Annotated in this window: 14 protein-coding genes; 4 read left to right on the forward strand and 10 right to left on the reverse strand. The window is 66.0% G+C overall.

Features of this window, described 5'->3' with window-relative positions; genetic code table 11:
* Window positions 1-139 precede the first annotated feature (139 nt).
* The 6 genes from ggt to THL1_RS01165 form a co-directional block, all read right to left on the reverse strand.
* Window positions 140-1,849 carry a gamma-glutamyltransferase gene (gene ggt / locus THL1_RS01140; RefSeq protein ID WP_069081558.1) on the reverse strand — a complete coding sequence of 570 codons (1,710 nt, stop codon included), beginning with the start codon at window positions 1,847-1,849 and terminating at the stop codon, window positions 140-142.
* Window positions 1,850-1,852: 3 nt separating this feature from the next.
* Entirely contained in the window at window positions 1,853-2,104 is a 252-nt protein-coding gene (locus tag THL1_RS01145; RefSeq protein ID WP_028629061.1) for a YfhL family 4Fe-4S dicluster ferredoxin, read from the reverse strand.
* Window positions 2,105-2,269: 165 nt separating this feature from the next.
* Window positions 2,270-2,749, reverse strand: a complete 480-nt coding sequence (coaD, locus tag THL1_RS01150; RefSeq protein WP_069081559.1) for a pantetheine-phosphate adenylyltransferase — start codon at window positions 2,747-2,749, stop codon at window positions 2,270-2,272.
* A 100-nt stretch (window positions 2,750-2,849) separates the two neighbouring features.
* A complete protein-coding gene (locus THL1_RS01155; RefSeq protein WP_069081560.1) occupies window positions 2,850-4,445 on the reverse strand; it encodes a GMC family oxidoreductase in 1,596 nt (531 codons plus the stop codon).
* Between the two features lie 126 nt (window positions 4,446-4,571).
* Window positions 4,572-5,117, reverse strand: a complete 546-nt coding sequence (locus tag THL1_RS01160) for a twin-arginine translocation pathway signal protein (RefSeq protein WP_069081561.1) — start codon at window positions 5,115-5,117, stop codon at window positions 4,572-4,574.
* 28 nt (window positions 5,118-5,145) lie between these two features.
* The gene (locus tag THL1_RS01165) at window positions 5,146-6,576 is read right to left on the reverse strand and encodes a coniferyl aldehyde dehydrogenase (RefSeq protein ID WP_069081562.1); all 1,431 of its coding nucleotides are present in this window, start codon (window positions 6,574-6,576) and stop codon (window positions 5,146-5,148) included.
* 248 nt (window positions 6,577-6,824) lie between these two features.
* Here THL1_RS01165 and THL1_RS01170 point away from each other — a divergent pair, with 248 nt between their 5' ends.
* Entirely contained in the window at window positions 6,825-7,490 is a 666-nt protein-coding gene (locus THL1_RS01170; protein ID WP_069081563.1) for a TetR/AcrR family transcriptional regulator, read from the forward strand.
* On the opposite strand, the gene THL1_RS01175 is transcribed toward THL1_RS01170, so the two are convergent.
* From THL1_RS01175 to THL1_RS01190, 4 genes are read right to left on the reverse strand one after another with little or no spacing between them, the layout of a single operon-like run.
* On the reverse strand, window positions 7,487-8,470 hold the full coding sequence (locus tag THL1_RS01175) for a hydrolase (RefSeq protein ID WP_069086374.1): 984 nt from the start codon (window positions 8,468-8,470) through the stop codon (window positions 7,487-7,489). The two genes, THL1_RS01170 and THL1_RS01175, sit on opposite strands and share 4 nt — an antisense overlap.
* Before the next feature lie 42 nt (window positions 8,471-8,512).
* On the reverse strand, window positions 8,513-9,130 hold the full coding sequence (rsmD, locus tag THL1_RS01180; protein ID WP_069081564.1) for a 16S rRNA (guanine(966)-N(2))-methyltransferase RsmD: 618 nt from the start codon (window positions 9,128-9,130) through the stop codon (window positions 8,513-8,515).
* Window positions 9,130-10,617: a M16 family metallopeptidase gene (locus THL1_RS01185; protein ID WP_069081565.1), complete on the reverse strand. Its 1,488-nt coding sequence runs from the start codon at window positions 10,615-10,617 to the stop codon at window positions 9,130-9,132. Before THL1_RS01185 ends, rsmD begins: the two co-directional genes overlap by 1 nt.
* Window positions 10,610-11,965, reverse strand: a complete 1,356-nt coding sequence (locus THL1_RS01190; protein WP_069081566.1) for a M16 family metallopeptidase — start codon at window positions 11,963-11,965, stop codon at window positions 10,610-10,612. Before THL1_RS01190 ends, THL1_RS01185 begins: the two co-directional genes overlap by 8 nt.
* Before the next feature lie 143 nt (window positions 11,966-12,108).
* Here THL1_RS01190 and ftsY point away from each other — a divergent pair, with 143 nt between their 5' ends.
* From ftsY to ftsX, 3 genes are read left to right on the forward strand one after another with little or no spacing between them, the layout of a single operon-like run.
* On the forward strand, window positions 12,109-13,482 hold the full coding sequence (gene ftsY, locus THL1_RS01195) for a signal recognition particle-docking protein FtsY (protein ID WP_069081567.1): 1,374 nt from the start codon (window positions 12,109-12,111) through the stop codon (window positions 13,480-13,482).
* Window positions 13,479-14,147 carry a cell division ATP-binding protein FtsE gene (gene ftsE, locus THL1_RS01200; RefSeq protein WP_069081568.1) on the forward strand — a complete coding sequence of 223 codons (669 nt, stop codon included), beginning with the start codon at window positions 13,479-13,481 and terminating at the stop codon, window positions 14,145-14,147. Before ftsY ends, ftsE begins: the two co-directional genes overlap by 4 nt.
* Window positions 14,147-15,166, forward strand: coding sequence for a permease-like cell division protein FtsX (gene ftsX / locus THL1_RS01205; RefSeq protein WP_069081569.1), 1,020 nt, complete (start codon window positions 14,147-14,149; stop codon window positions 15,164-15,166). Before ftsE ends, ftsX begins: the two co-directional genes overlap by 1 nt.
* Window positions 15,167-15,234 lie beyond the last annotated feature (68 nt).

Consider the following 15,234-nt stretch of genomic DNA (forward strand, 5'->3'; position numbering starts at 1 on the left):
GCGCACCGCTCTCCGCGCGGGGTACTTGGTGCGCACGGCACACCCCACCCGCATGATCTGTAGCGGCGTAGGGTGGATGGCGCTTTTCCATCCACCACCGTGGGAGTGGCCGGTAGGTTGGCCTATTGTGGGAGCGAATTCATTCGCGATTGACCTTCTCGACTTCGAGCACTTCGGACAGGCCCAGGCCGCGCGGGTCGCTGGCGGCTTTTAGGCTGCCCTTGGCCTTGTTCCAGTACAGCACCTGCTGGTTGCCGTAGTTGCGTTCCAGGGGCTTGAGGCTGTAACCCCGGGCGCGCAGGTCAGCGCTTTCGCTGCTGCTGAAGGCACCCGGCTCGTGCTCGATCTGGTCCGGCAGGTACTGGTGGTGATAGCGCGCGACTGCGGGCCAGCGGCTCACCGGCTGGCCATCCAGATACTCCAGTACCGAGAGCAGCACCATGCTGGGAATCCGGCTGCCGCCCGGCGTACCGAAAGCCGCGAACTCCTGCTCGCTCTCGATGAAGGTGGGGCTCATGGAGGACAGCGGGCGCTTGCCCGCCCCCACCGCGTTGGCCTGGCTGGCGGCCAGGCCGTAAGCGTTGGCGCCGGTCGGGTTGGCGGCGAAGTCGTCCATCTCGTCGTTCAGCAGCACGCCGGTGCCGGGCACAGTGAAGGCGGCGCCGAACGGCAGGTTGATCGACAGCGTGGCGGCCACTGCGTTGCCATGCTTGTCGATCACGGCGAAGTGCGTGGTGTGGTCGCCCTCGCGCCATGGCGGTGATGGCGGCAGGCTGCTGCTGGGCGTTGCGCGGCGGGCATCAATGCCGGCGGCGAGGTTCTTCAGGTAACCGGCATCGAGCAGCCTGGCCTGCGGTACGGCAACGAAGTCCGGGTCGCCCAGCAGGCCGCGGTCGCGGTAGGCGCGGCGCAGGGCCTCGACAACGTAATGGGTGCGCTGCACGCGGTCGGCCTCGCGCCAGGGCAGTTCCTGCAGCATGGCCAGGCTCTGGGCCAGGGCTATGCCGCCTGCCGAAGGCGGTGGCGCGCTGATCAGCTCGCGCCCCTCGGCCAGCCGGAAGCGGATGGGCTGGCGCTCGACGGTGCGGTACTCGGCCAGGTCGCGCAGACTCCAGATACCGCCGGCGGTGTTCACGCCCTGTACCAGTTTCTCGGCGGTGGGACCGCTGTAGAAGCCGGACTTGCCGTAGCGGGCAATGCGTTCGAGGGTGTTGGCCAGTTCAGGCTGGCGCAACAGGCTGAACTCTTCCGGAATCTCGCCTTTGTGGTCGAGGAACAGGCGCGCCGTTTCACGGTCGTCGCGCATGGACGACAAGCGCCAGGAGGCGCGTTCACGGTAGATGCGATCCACCGAGATGCCATCGCGAGCCAGGCGGATGGCCGGGGTCAGGCTGTCGGCCAGCGGCAGGCGGCCATAGCGGCTGGCGAGATCCGCCAGGGCAGCTGGCAGGCCGGGGATGGCGGCGGCCAGGGCACCATCCAGGGACAGTGCCGGGTCGACCTTGCCGTCACGCACGTAGAGCTGTGGGTGGGCCGCCAGGGGCGCACGCTCGCGGGCGTCGAGGAAGCGGTAGACCGGCTTGTCGCCGCCTTGGCGAAGCAGGAAGAAACCGCCGCCGCCCAGGCCAGAGCCATAGGGCTCGGCCACTGCCAGGGCGGCGCTGATGGCCACCGCGGCGTCGAAGGCGTTGCCGCCCTGGGCCAGGGTTTCCAGGCCAGCCACCGTGGCTGACGGATGGGGGGTGGCGACTGCCGCGCGGCCTGGCTCAGCGGCGTGGGTGATGCCCGCGAGCAGGAGCAGCGTCGCGAGTAGCGCGCCACGGTAGGAGCCGCGTAGCGGGCGGCCCATGGGTCAGGCTTTGCCGGTGAGCTTCAGGTATTTCTGCATCAGCTCATCCTTGCTTTCGACATGGGTTTCGTCGAGGGGGATGCAATCGACGGGGCAGACCTGCTGGCACTGGGGTTCGTCGTAGTGGCCAACGCATTCAGTGCACAGGTTCGGGTCGATCACGTAGATCTCCTCGCCTTGGGAAATCGCGCCGTTCGGGCACTCGGGTTCGCAGACGTCGCAGTTGATGCAGTCGTCGGTGATCTTGAGGGACATGGGAACAACTCCTGCCGTCGCCAGGCAGCGGCGGCCTTGTACAGAAATTAGCGGAATTGTGCCGGATTGCCGCGATCGACGCACGCGCCGATCGCGGCGGGGCCGTCCCCTGTGGCCAGATTTACGATCTCGCCGCTATTCCGACGCGCAGCAGATCGCAGGTACTCAGCGTTTGAAGCGCTCGGCTAGCGCTTCAGCCACAGCAGGGTGGACGAACTTACTGATGTCGCCGCCCAGCGCGGCTATTTCGCGCACCAGGGTGGAGGAGATGAAGGAGTACTTTTCCGACGGGGTGAGGAACATGCTTTCCACGTCCGGTGCCAGTTGCCGGTTCATGTTGGCCAGCTGGAATTCGTACTCGAAGTCGGACACGGCGCGCAGGCCACGCAGGAAGACATTGGCCTTCTGCTCCTTGACGAAATGCGCCAGCAGGGTGGAAAAGCCCACCACTTCGACGTTCGGCAGGTGTTTGGTGACTTCGCGGGCCAATTCCACACGCTCTTCCAGGGTGAAAAGCGGATTTTTCTTCGGGCTCGCGGCTACGGCGATGATCACGGTATCGAACAGGCGCGAGGCGCGTTCGATCAGATCGCCGTGACCCTTGGTGATAGGGTCGAAAGTGCCCGGATACAACACTCGGTTCATCGCGACGTCCTGGCAGGGGACCGAAAGGGAATCGGATGGTAGCGCAGCGAAACCCGGCGGCCAAGATTGGGTAGCGTGCGCGGCCGCGTGGCCGGTGCTGTCACGCCTTGCCCAGCCGCTCGGCCAGGCCGCTGGCCAGCTTGGCCGAGAGGCCATAGACCGAAAGCTGCGGGTTGGCGCCGATACTGGTGGGGAATAGCGAGCCATCGTGGATCGACAGGTTGGCGAGCTGATGGTGGCGACCCAGGCTGTCGGTTACTGCCTGCTTCGGGTCTTCGCCCATGGCACAGCCGCCCATCACGTGGGCGCTGCCAAGGCGGGCGCGGTAGAGCGCCATTGGCAGGCTGTCGATCAGGCTGCGGGCTTCGTCCAGGGTCTTCACGTAGTCAGCGTCGTTGTGCATGGGCAGCACGGCGCGGGCGCCTGCCGCAAACTGGATTTCGGCCATGACGTGGAAGGCCCGGCGGATGCCGTCCCAGGTGTAATCGGTCATGCGGTAGTCGAGCACCGGGCTGCCGTCGCCGCGCAGCTCTACCGTGCCTTCGGCGCTGTCCGGGTGGAAGCCGTCGCGCATCAGCGCCAGCATCACGTTGGTGTGTGGCAATTGCTCCATGCGCAGGGCGTTGTCGACGCCGAAGCGGCCCAGCAGGGTGGAGGTGAGCGCGGGATGCAGCGGCGGGACTTCCAGTTTGTAGGACATGCGCCCGGTGGCGCCGTCGTCCCACTGGAAGTGATCGGAATAGATGGATTGCGGCGCGCCGTAGAACGGGTTGATCAACCGGTCGAACTGCGCGGCGGAGAAGTTCACCACATGCAGGAAGGTGCGCTTGCCGGTGCGATCGTGCGGGTCCGGCGCGTTGGAGCGCAGGAGCAGGCCGGGGGTGTTGATACCGCCGCCGGACAGCACATAGTGGCGCGCCTTGACGGTGACCTTGCGGCCATTGGGCGCCACGCAGCGCTCGTCCAGGCCGAGGCATTCGATGCCGGTGACCTTGTCGCCTTCGATCAGGAGCTTTTCGGCGCGGGCCAGGTAAAGCAGCTCGCCACCTTTTTCCAGGGTGGCGGGAATGGTGGTGACCAGCATCGACTGCTTGGCGTTGGTCGGGCAGCCCATGCCGCAGTAACCGAGGTTCCAGCAGCCGCGCACGTTGCGCGGGATCACCTTCCAGTGCAACCCGAGCTTCTCGCAGCCCAGGCGGATCACGTCATTGTTCGGGTTTGGCGGAATCGCCCAGGGCACGACGCCGAGGCGCTGCTCCATCTTCTCGAACCAGGGTGCCATCTCGGCCGCCGACATGCCCTTCACACCGTGCTCGCGGGCCCAGTGTTCCAGCGTCGGGTCCGGGGTGCGGAAGCTGGAGGTCCAGTTGACCAGGGTAGTACCGCCTACGGCGCGGCCCTGGAGGATGGTGACGGCGCCATCCTTGGTCATGCGGCCGATGCCTTCCTGGTAGAGGCTGGGGTAAGCCTCGGCCTCCTGCATCTTGAAGTCGGAACTGGTCTTGAGCGGGCCTTCTTCGATCAGCAGAACCTTGAAGCCGGCGGCGCTGAGGATTTCAGCGGTGGTACCGCCGCCTGCGCCGCTGCCAACGATGGCGATGTCCGCTTCCAGGGTCAGGTCGTTTTCCAGGCGCGAGCCGTTGTGGGTTTTCCAGCCACGGGCCAAGCCCTCGGCAAACAGATCGGGTACAGGCATGTCAGGGTCTCGGGCGAGTTCTTGTCGTTGTCTTGGCTTGCGAAACACCGCGTAGGAGCGAGCTCTGCTCGCGAATGGGTGCTGATCGCGAGCAGAGCTCGCTCCTACGGAATAGGGCCGTGTGAATCAAATGGCAGGCGGGCCGGGATAGCCACAGTGCGCCCAGGATTCCGGGCGTCCATACCAGGCCATCATCACCAGTTGCAGTAGCGAGGCATGGCCCATCTTCAAGAGACCGATGGAACTGTTCTCCCAGCGTTCCAGGAACTCGCGGACAGATTGTGCGCTGGCATTCTCCCAACGGCCCCAGATGCCCGTCAGCGGGCCGCGGGTGATCGGCAGGGCGAGCACGTCGAAGAGTTGCAGGGTCAGCTTGAGCATCTCCGGCGACAGGCGATGCAGGGCGTAATCCAGGCTCTGCAGGGTGCCGTCCACGGCTTGGGCCATCTTCTCGCCGGATACGGCGCCCTCGAGCATTACCGGCACCAGGGCGCGGAGGAAGGGCATGTCGGAGTCGCGCAGCACGGCGAAACCACCGGCCGGCACACTAGCCGAGCAGCCGGTGAGGCTGGCCGTGACCCCGGCGGTAGAAAGGAAGGCCGAGCCGAACAGGCCGACCTTGAGCAGGTTGCGTCGGGAAAGGCCCGGCGTGTCGAGAGTGGTTTCGCTCATTCTTGTTATCTGCCTGCGAAAGCCCGGCTCAGCGGACGAAGAGTTTGTAGACCAGCTTCTGGATGGCCTTGCCGTAGGGCGGGTAGATCATCTTCGCGGCATTGAAGCGCTGCTTGATGAACACGCCCTTGGCCTTGCTGAAGGTCAGGAAACCTTCATGTCCATGATAGTGGCCCATGCCGGAGGGGCCGACGCCGCCGAAGGGCATGTCGTCCTGGGCCACGTGCAGCAGGGTGTCGTTCAGGCACACGCCGCCCGAGTGGGTTTCGTGCAGGACGCGTTGCTGCTCGGCCTTGCCATAGCCGAAGTAGTAAAGGGCCAACGGGCGCGGACGGTCGTTGATGTAGGCAAAGGCGTCATCGATACGGCGGTACGGAATGATCGGCAGCAAGGGGCCGAAGATTTCCTCCTGCATCAGCTTCATGTCGTCCGTGGCATTCAACACCAGGGTATGCGGCAGGCGGCGGTCCTGAGCCTCGGGGAACAGCGGCACCAGATGCGCGCCCTTGGCCTGGGCGTCGGTCAGGTAGCTGTTCAGGCGGCCCAGCTGGCGCTCGTTGATGATGGCGGTGTAGTCCGGGTTGTCGGTGAGCTGCGGGTAGAAGGTCTTCACCGCCTGGCGATAGGCCTCGACGAAGCCTTCGACACGGCCTTCCGGCACCAGCACGTAGTCCGGTGCCACGCAGGTCTGGCCGGCGTTGAGTGTCTTGCCGAAGGCGATGCGCTCGGCGGCGTCGGCCAGGGGGACGTCCGCCGAGACGATGGCCGGCGACTTGCCGCCCAGTTCCAGGGTGACCGGCGTCAGGTTCTCGGCGGCGGCGCGCATCACGTGCTTGCCGATACTGGTGGCGCCGGTGAACAGCAGGTGATCGAAGGGCAGTCGGGAGAAGGCGACGCCTACGTCAGCCTCGCCCAGGGCGACGGCTACCAGGTCCTCGGGGAAGATGCGCGCGAGCAGTTCCTTGACGAGTTGGGACGTGGCCGGGGTGGATTCGCTCATTTTGATCATCACCCGGTTGCCCGCCGCCAAGGCCCCCACCAGCGGACCGACGGCCAGAAACAGCGGGTAGTTCCAGGGCACGATCACGCCGACGACCCCCAGCGGCTGGTAGACCACCTTGGCCGAAGCTGGCTGGAAGGCCATGCCGACGCCGCGGCGGGAGGGTTTCATCCATTTGCGCAGGCGCTTGGCGGCGTAATGGATGCCGTGGAGGCTGGGCATGATCTCGGCGAGCAGGGTTTCATCCGCCGAACGGTTGCTGAAGTCGTGGGAGATGGCGGCGATCAACGCGTCCTGCTCGGCGAACAGCAGCTCGCGCAGGGACTGCAACCATTGGATGCGCTGCTCGGCACTGGGCATGGGGTTGGCGCGGAAGGCCTCGCGCTGGCGCTGGAAGAGGGTTTCCAGCTGGCTGATCTGCTGCTGGGTCTGTTGCAGGTAGGCAATGTCGGCGACCATGACGCGATTCCTCGGAAGCTCCGGGAGAGTTGTCCGTACCCGTTGAGCGGGGGCGGCGGACCTCTGTTGTTGTGTCGCTGGATTTCTAGAGTAATTGCTCTAATTTGTCAAATAGCTTGCCTGCCGGACCGCCCGGCGGCAGCCCAACGAAAAGCTGGGCAACCGGATTCGGGTAACACCGGGTGTTTCCTGGTGTCCGAGCGGTGTACCTTTGCCGTGCCCCACCGATTGCAGGAATTACCGCTCCGATGGCCCAACGACCCAAGACCCGCGACCGAATCGTTCTGGAGAGCCTTGCGCTGTTCAACACCCAGGGCGAGCGCAATGTGACGACCAACCACATCGCTGCGCACCTGGGCATGTCGCCGGGCAACCTCTACTACCACTTTCGTAACAAGCAGGAGATCATCGCCGGGCTGTTCGGCCTTTACGAGGCGCGGGTCGACAGCTTCCTGCGCCTGCCGGAAGGGCGCGACGTGACGGTGGAAGACAAGACCTTCTATCTGGAGTCACTGCTGGCGGCGATGTGGGACTTCCGCTTCCTGCACCGCGACCTGGAACACCTGCTGGAGTCGGACTCGGAACTGGCCGCGCGCTACCGCCTGTTCGCCCAGCGTTGCCTGGACCACGCCCAGGCGATCTATCGCGGTTTCGTCAGCGCCGGAATCCTGCGCATGAACCCCGCCCAGGTCGAAGCCCTGACCCTCAACAGCTGGATTATCGTCACCTCCTGGGTACGCTTCCTCTGCACGACTCGCGGCGATGCTGGCGATCTCAGCCAGGAGTTGCTGCGCCGCGGCATTTACCAGGTGCTGGCGCTGGAAGGGGGCTACCTGGCGCCTGAGGTACAGCCGGCGGTCAAGGCGCTCTACGAGAAGCTGTATGTGCCGCTGGAGCAGGTAGTCCCGAACTAGCGGCAGCTCCCCAGCCAATCCGGAATCCGCCGTTCCAGGTAATACGCGGGTTTCTGTGGTGATCCTTCGATGAAGCCCACGTGCCCGCCCCGGTCATGGAGTTCCATGCGGGTGGTGGCGGAGAGTTCGTGGGCATCCGGCAGGCTGTGGCGGAACACGAAGGGGTCGTCGGCGGCCTGGATCAGCAGGGTGGGCACGCGGATGCCGCCCAGGTAGTAGCGGCTGGATGCGCGCCGGTAGTAGTCATGGGCGTCATTGAAACCATGCAGCGGTGCGGTGATGCGGCCGTCGAAGTCCCAGAAGGTACGCATGTTTTCCAGTGAGCCCAGGCGCGAGAGGGTCGAAAGGTGTTCCGTGTGGCCGTGATGGGCAAAGTGGCGTTGCTTGCCCTTCACATAGGCGACCATCTCGCGCATGAAGTGCGCCTGATAGACCCGCGAGAAGCCAATGCCGATGCGGTCGGCGCACTGGTCCAGGCGGTAGGGCACCGAGACGGCGGCCGCCGCTTGCAACCCGCAGTCGTCGCCCGTCTCTCCCAGGTGCTTGAGCAGCACGTTGCCTCCCAGCGAATAACCCACCGCATAGAGCGGCGCCAGCGGCCGGCTGGCGCGCAGGTGGCGGATGGTGGTCGCCAGGTCTTCGCTGACGCCCGAGTGGTAGCCGCGGGGGAGCAGGTTGGGTTCGCCCGAGCAGCCGCGCCAGTTGATGGCCACGCTGGCCCAGCCGCGTCCGGCCAGTTCTTTCTGCAGGCCCAGCACGTAGAGCGAACTGGAGGAGCCGGTCAGGCCATGCAGGACCAGCACCAGTGGCGCGCTGGCCTCATGCGGGCCGTGCCAGTCCAGGTCGAGGAAGTCGCCGTCCTCCATCCAGAGACGCTCGCGCTGCCGTTCCAGGTGCGGCGGCGTGCGGCAGAAAGGCGACCAGAGTGTCTGCAGGTGCGGGCCGGGCAACCACCAGGCGGGCTGGAAGCTGGTGCGGATGGTCACCGGAGTGTGGAACGCGTTCATCGGCGTGGCCGTTGCTCAGGAGGCGGGACTTTCCCCCACCGAACGCTGCCATAGGGCGTAGTACACCTGCCCGGTCTTCTTCTCCCGGTGCAGGCGCCAGTTGCCCGGCAGGCCCAGCGTCGAAGGCGGGGTCTCGCTTTCGGTATAGACCCAGGCGCGGGGGGTTAGCCAGCCGCGTGTTTCCAGCAGGTTGCAGACAGGTTGCAGCAGCCCTTGGTTGAAGGGCGGATCGAGGAACACCAGGTCGAAGGTGCCAGCTGACTGGGCGTTCAGATAACGCAGTGCATCGCTCTGCAGCAATTGGCCCCGTCCGCAGCGCAGCACATCCAGATGGCTGCGCAGGGCGGCGACCGAGTCGGGGTTCAGATCCAGCGCCAGGGCCTCGGCGGCACCGCGGGACAGTGCCTCCAGATAGAGCGCACCGCTTCCGGCGAAGGGGTCCAGCACCCGCGCGCCCTCCACATAGGGTGCCAGCCAGTTGAACAGTGTTTCGCGCACCCGGTCGGGCGTCGGGCGCAGGCCGGGCCCGTCGGGGAAGGCAAAGCGCCGCGAGCGCCATTCGCCGCCGATGATGCGGAGCTGGCCCTGGCCGCCGTGGCCCGGCTTGGCGGGTTTGGGGTTTGGCTTGCGCATCAGTGCTCCGGTACGCCGCTGGGCATTTCGGCGGGTTTGTCGGTGGGGGGCGGCAGGTCCTTCTGGGGGACGGTCGGGCCTGCGGTGACGATGACGAACTGGTCGGGATTCAGGTGCCTGGCCATGGCGGCCTTGACCTGGGCAACGTCCAGCGCCTGGACCTTCTGCATGAAGTCTTCCAGGTAGTTCAGCGGCAGGCCGTAGAACCCGATGGCGCCCAGCTGGCCGACGATATCGGCGTTGCTCGCGGTGGACAGCGGGAAGCTGCCGGCGAGTTCGCGCTTGGCGTCGTCCAGTTCTTTCTGGGTCGGGCCTTCGGCCAGGTACTGGCGGATGATGTCCTGGATCAGCTTGAGGGTGCCCTGGCTCATCTCGGCGCGGGTCTGCAGGCCGATCATGAACGGACCGCGCACCTGCATGGCGGTGAAGCCGGAGCTGATGCCGTAGGTCAGGCCGCGCTTTTCACGCACCTCTTCCATCAGCCGGGTGCCGAAGCCGCCACCGCCGAGAATCTGGTTGCCCAGGTAGAGCGCGGCGTAGTCCGGGTCGTTCCGGTCGATGCCGAGCTGGGCCAGCATCAGGTGAGTCTGCTTGGACGGAAACTCGATGTGATTCAGGCCGGGCTTCGGCATCTCGGGTTCGGGCAGCTTGGCCAGTGCCGGGCCTTTGGGCAGGGCCCTGGACACCTGGTTGGCGATGGCTTCGGCATCGGCGCGGGAAAGATCGCCGACCAGGGCGATCACCACGTTGCCGGCGGCGTAGGTCTTCTGATGGAAGGCGCGCAGCTGGGCGGCGCTGATGCCGGGGATGGACTGCTCGGTGCCTTCGCTGGGGTGGGCGTAAGGGTGCTTGCCATAGAGCTTGTCGAAGAGTTCCAGGCCGGCGAGCTTGCCGGGGTTCTGCTTCTGGTACTCGAAGCCGGCGAGCATCTGGTTTTTGATCCGCGCGAGGGAATCTTCGGGGAAGGTCGGCGCACCGATGACCTGGGTGAACAGGTCCAGGGCGGGCTGGCGCTGCTCGGTGGCGGTCAGGCTGCGGAGGCTGGCGACGGCCATGTCGCGATAGGCGCCATTACCGAACTCCGCGCCGAGGCCTTCGAAGCCCTCGGCGATGGCGGTGACGTCCTTGCCGGCCACGCCCTCGTTGAGCATGGCGTTGGTCAGGGTGGCCAGACCGGGGATGTCACCATCCTGGCTGCTGCCAGCGGCGAAGGTCAGGCGCAGGTCGAACATCGGCAGCTCGGGGGCGCTCACGAACAGCACTTTGGCGCCTTCGGCGGTCGTCCAGTTCTGGATGTCCAGGGTACGCCGGCTGGGTGCCTTGCTGTCGAGCTCCGCCAGGGATTGCAGGCCCCTCGTCGGCGCCAGGATGGCGGTTTCGGCGATGGCGGTGCTGGCTGGACGACTGACGATGAAACCCAGTACGCCGAGCAGGGCGATCAGGGCCAGGCCGAGCAGGCCATAACGCAGGCCGTTGCGCTCACTCATTGCGGGCCTCCTCGGGCAGGACGTGGGCGACGCTCAAGCGGTCGCGGGTGAAGTAGGTCTTGGCGGCGGCCTGGATATCGGCAGGGGTCACGGCTTCCAGTGCAGCCAGGTCCTGGTCCATCAGCTTCCACGACAGGCCCACCGTTTCCAGTTGGCCGATGGTGGTGGCCTGGCTGGTGATGGAGTCGCGCTGGTAGACCAGGTCGGCGATGGCCTGGGCGCGCACGCGCTTGAGCTCCTCGGCGCTGGGCGGGGTGTTCTTCAGGTCTTCCAGCTGGCGCCAGATGCCGGCCTCGGTCTGCTCCAGGGTCTTGCCCTTCTGCACGTTGGGGGTGGCGCTGATGACGAACAGGCTGTCGCCACGGGGGAAGCCGTCGTACCAGGCGGAGGCGCCGCTGACGAGCTCCTCGCCGCGCTCCAGCCGGCTCGCGAGGCGCGCGCTGTAGCCGCCGTCGAGCAGGGTGGAGATCAGGCGCAGGGCGTGAACCTGGCGGGCGTCCTTGGCGGTGGCCAGGCCCGGCACGTTGAAGCCCATGATCAGGCTCGGCAGCTGGGTGCGTACGTGCAGGGTCAGGCGGCGCTCGCCGGGGGCGGAGAGCTCCAGGGGTTTCTTCGCGGGCGGCACCGCGCGTTTCGGAATACCGGCGAAATAGCGCTCGGCGAGGCCCTTGACCTCGTCCGGGGTGACGTCGCCCACGACCACCAGAGTGGCGTTGTTCGGCGCGTACCAGGACTCGTACCAGTGGCGCAGTTCCTCCACCTTCATGCGGTTGAGGTCGGCCATCCAGCCGATGGTGGGGATGTGGTAGCCGCTGGCCGGGTAGGCCATCGCCTTGAAGCGCTCGAAGGCCTTGGCAGTCGGCTTGTCGTCAGTGCGCAGGCGGCGTTCTTCCTTGATTACCTCGATTTCGCGGGTGAATTCTTCAGGAGGCAGCTTGAGGCTGGCGAGCCGGTCGGCTTCCAGTTCGAAGGCGACGCCCAGGCGGTCGCGGGCCAGCACCTGGTAGTAGGCGGTGTAGTCATCGCTGGTGAAGGCGTTTTCCTCGGCGCCGAGTTCCCGGAGGATGCGCGAGGCCTCGCCGGGACCGAGCTTGCGGCTGCCCTTGAACATCATGTGTTCGAGGGCGTGGGAGAGGCCGGTCTGGCCGGATGTCTCGTAACTCGAACCGACCTTGTACCAGAGCTGGGACACCACCACGGGGGCGCGGTGGTCTTCGCGGACCACGACCTTCAGGCCGTTGTCGAGGGTGAATTCATGGGTTGGCTGATTGTCTGCAGCGAGGGCCAGAGCGGGCAGACAGAGAGCGCAATACAGCAAGCCGGCGGCTTGTCGGGAAATGGCTTTCATCGATGATCTTGACCTGTCGGACGGCCCCGGCGGTCGTACCGCCTGCGGGCGAAGAGGTGCTAGGATACCCCATCCTTTCCCGGGGCGGCGAAGCTGGCCGGCATAGAGCCAGTACGGCCGCTCCCTTGAGATGCAATCGACTCATGTTTGGTTCCAACGACGACAAGAAAGCTCCGGCCCAGGCCGGGGAAAAGAAATCCTTGTTCGGCTGGCTGCGCAAGAAGCCTCAGGAGACCGCTCCCCTCGAGCCGGTGGCTCCGGTCGAGGCTGAGGCGCCGGCCGTCCCCGCGGCCGAGTCCGCGCCAGCAGCCGAACCCCTGGCGGAGAAGGTTGCCGAGCCAAGCCTGGCTCCCGCCCCCGAGGCTGTCCCTGCTCTCGTAGCCGCCCCGGTTGTGGCCGACGCTGCCGAGCCGCTGGTTGAACCTGCACCCGCGCCGGTGATTGCCGAAGCGCCCATGGCAGTCGAGCCTGCTGCACCTGCACCTGCACCTGCACCTGCACCTGTCGTGGCGCAGCCGGTTCCCGCTGCTGAGCCCGAGCCGGCTGCAGTCGCCGTCGCCGTTGCGGCTGCGGCAGGGCCTGCCAAGGGCAGTTTCTTCGCTCGTCTCAAGCAGGGCCTGTCGAAGACCAGCGCCAGCCTTGGCGAAGGCATGGCCAGCCTGTTCCTCGGGCGCAAGGTCATCGATGACGATCTGCTGGATGAAATCGAAACCCGCCTGCTGACCGCCGACGTCGGTGTCGAGGCCACCAGCGCCATCGTCCAGAGCCTGACCCAGAAGGTCGCGCGTAAGCAGCTCGCCGACGCCGACGCCCTCTACAAAGCCCTGCAAGACGAGCTGGCCGCGCTGCTGCGCCCGGTCGAGCAGCCGCTGCAGATCGACGGCAGTCAAGCACCCTATGTGATTCTCGTGGTCGGTGTGAACGGTGTGGGCAAGACCACCACCATCGGCAAACTGGCCAAGAAGCTGCAGCTGGATGGCAAGAAAGTGATGCTGGCCGCCGGCGACACCTTCCGCGCTGCCGCTGTCGAGCAGCTCCAGATCTGGGGTGAGCGCAACAACATCGCGGTGATCGCCCAGCACACCGGTGCCGACTCCGCGTCCGTGATCTTCGACGCCGTTCAGGCCGCGAAGGCGCGGGGTGTCGATGTGCTGATCGCCGACACCGCCGGCCGTTTGCACACCAAGGACAACCTGATGGAAGAGCTGAAGAAGGTGCGCCGCGTGATCGGCAAGCTGGACGAGTCGGCTCCTCACGAAGTGCTGCTGGTGCTGGACGCCGGTACCGGGCAGAACGCCATCAACCAGGCCAAGCAGTTCCACCAGGCGGTCAATCTGTCCGGCCTGGCGTTGACCAAGCTGGACGGCACGGCCAAGGGGGGGGTGATCTTCGCCCTGGCCAAGCAGTTCAGCCTGCCGATCCGCTACATTGGCGTGGGTGAAGGCATCGACGACCTGCGTACCTTCGAAGCCGACGCCTTCGTCAAGGCCCTCTTCGCCGAGCGGGAGTCCGCATGATTCGATTCGAGCAGGTCGGTAAACGCTACCCCAATGGCCACGTTGGCCTGCACGAACTGAGCTTCCGCGTCCGGCGCGGCGAGTTCCTCTTCGTCACCGGTCACTCCGGTGCCGGCAAGAGCACCCTCCTGCGCCTGCTCCTGGCGATGGAGCGCCCAACCACCGGCAAGTTGCTGTTGGCAGGGCAGGACCTTTCGACGATCACCAATTCGCAGATTCCTTTCTTGCGCCGCCAGATCGGCGTGGTCTTCCAGAACCACCAGCTGCTGTTCGATCGCAGCGTGTTCGACAACGTCGCCCTGCCACTGCAGATCCACGGCCTCTCCAAGGCCGAGATCGCCAAGCGAGTGAGCGTGGCGCTGGAGCGCGTGTCCCTGGCGGACAAGGCCGAACTCTACCCGGCCGACCTGTCCACTGGTCAGCAACAGCGCGTGGGCATCGCCCGCGCCGTGGTCCACCGCCCGGCCTTGCTGCTGGCGGACGAACCCACGGGTAACCTGGACCCGCGCCTGGCCGCCGAGATCATGGGCGTATTCGAGGACATCAATCGCTTGGGCACCACAGTGCTGATCGCCAGCCACGACCTGGCGCTGATCGCGCGCATGCGCCATCGCCTGCTCACCTTGCAACGCGGTCGCCTGATCGGCGACGGGGAGGCGGTCTGATGAGCGCCAAGCAGATGCCGCCACCCAAGCCCGCCGAGCGGGTTGGTGCGTCGCCCCGCCACGTCGAGTCGCCGGACAAGGGTGACGAAGGCCCGGATTTCCGCACCCTGCTGCACGCCTGGCTGGAGAGCCATCGCGCCAGCCTGGTGGATAGCTTGCGCCGCCTGGGACGCCAGCCTATCGGCAGCTTCTTTACCTGCCTGGTGATGGCCATCGCCCTCAGCCTGCCCATGGCCTTGTCGCTGCTGCTCAGCAACGTCGAGCGCCTGGGTGGTTCCTGGCAGCGCGCCGCACAGATTTCCCTGTTCATGAAGCTGGACGCCAGTGAGGCCCAGGGGCAGAAGTTGCGCGACGAAATCGCCGGCATGCCGGACGTCGCCGAAGCCGAGTGGATCAGCCGCGAGCAAGCTCTGGCCGAGTTGCAGCAGCAGTCGGGCCTTGGCGAAGCGCTCAAGGACCTGCCGCAGAACCCGCTGCCCGGCGTGGTTCTGGTGACGCCGAGGGAAGTCGACAAGGCCGGCCTGGAAGCGCTGCGCCAGCGCCTTTCGGAGCTGCCCGGCATCGAGCAGGCGCAGTTGGACCTGGTCTGGGTCGAGCGCCTATCGGCGATCCTCAAGCTGGGCGAGCGCTTCGTCTTTGGTCTGGCGGTGTTGCTGATCCTGGCGCTGCTGCTGGTGATCGGTAATACCATTCGTCTGCATATCGAGAACCGCCGTACCGAAATCGAGGTGATCAAGCTGGTGGGCGGGACCGACAGCTACGTGCGCCGTCCTTTCCTTTATATGGGCGCGCTCTACGGCACTGGTGCCGGCCTGCTGGCCTGGCTGGTGCTGGCCTTCGGCCTCGACTGGCTGAACGACGCGGTCGTACGCCTTGCGGGCCTCTATGGTAGCGACTTCGCCCTGGCCGGCGTGCCATTGGCCGATGGTCTATCCCTGCTTCTGGGCGCCGTCCTGCTGGGGTACATTGGCGCCTGGCTGGCCGTCGCCCGCCACCTGAGCGAGCTGGCGCCACGCTAGAAGCGTCAGTATTCGCGGGCCTTGCATTGGGTGTAACGAAACTTTTACGCCCTCTTGCAGTCATATTG

The organism is Pseudomonas sp. TCU-HL1 (assembly GCF_001708505.1).
GTDB lineage: Bacteria > Pseudomonadota > Gammaproteobacteria > Pseudomonadales > Pseudomonadaceae > Metapseudomonas.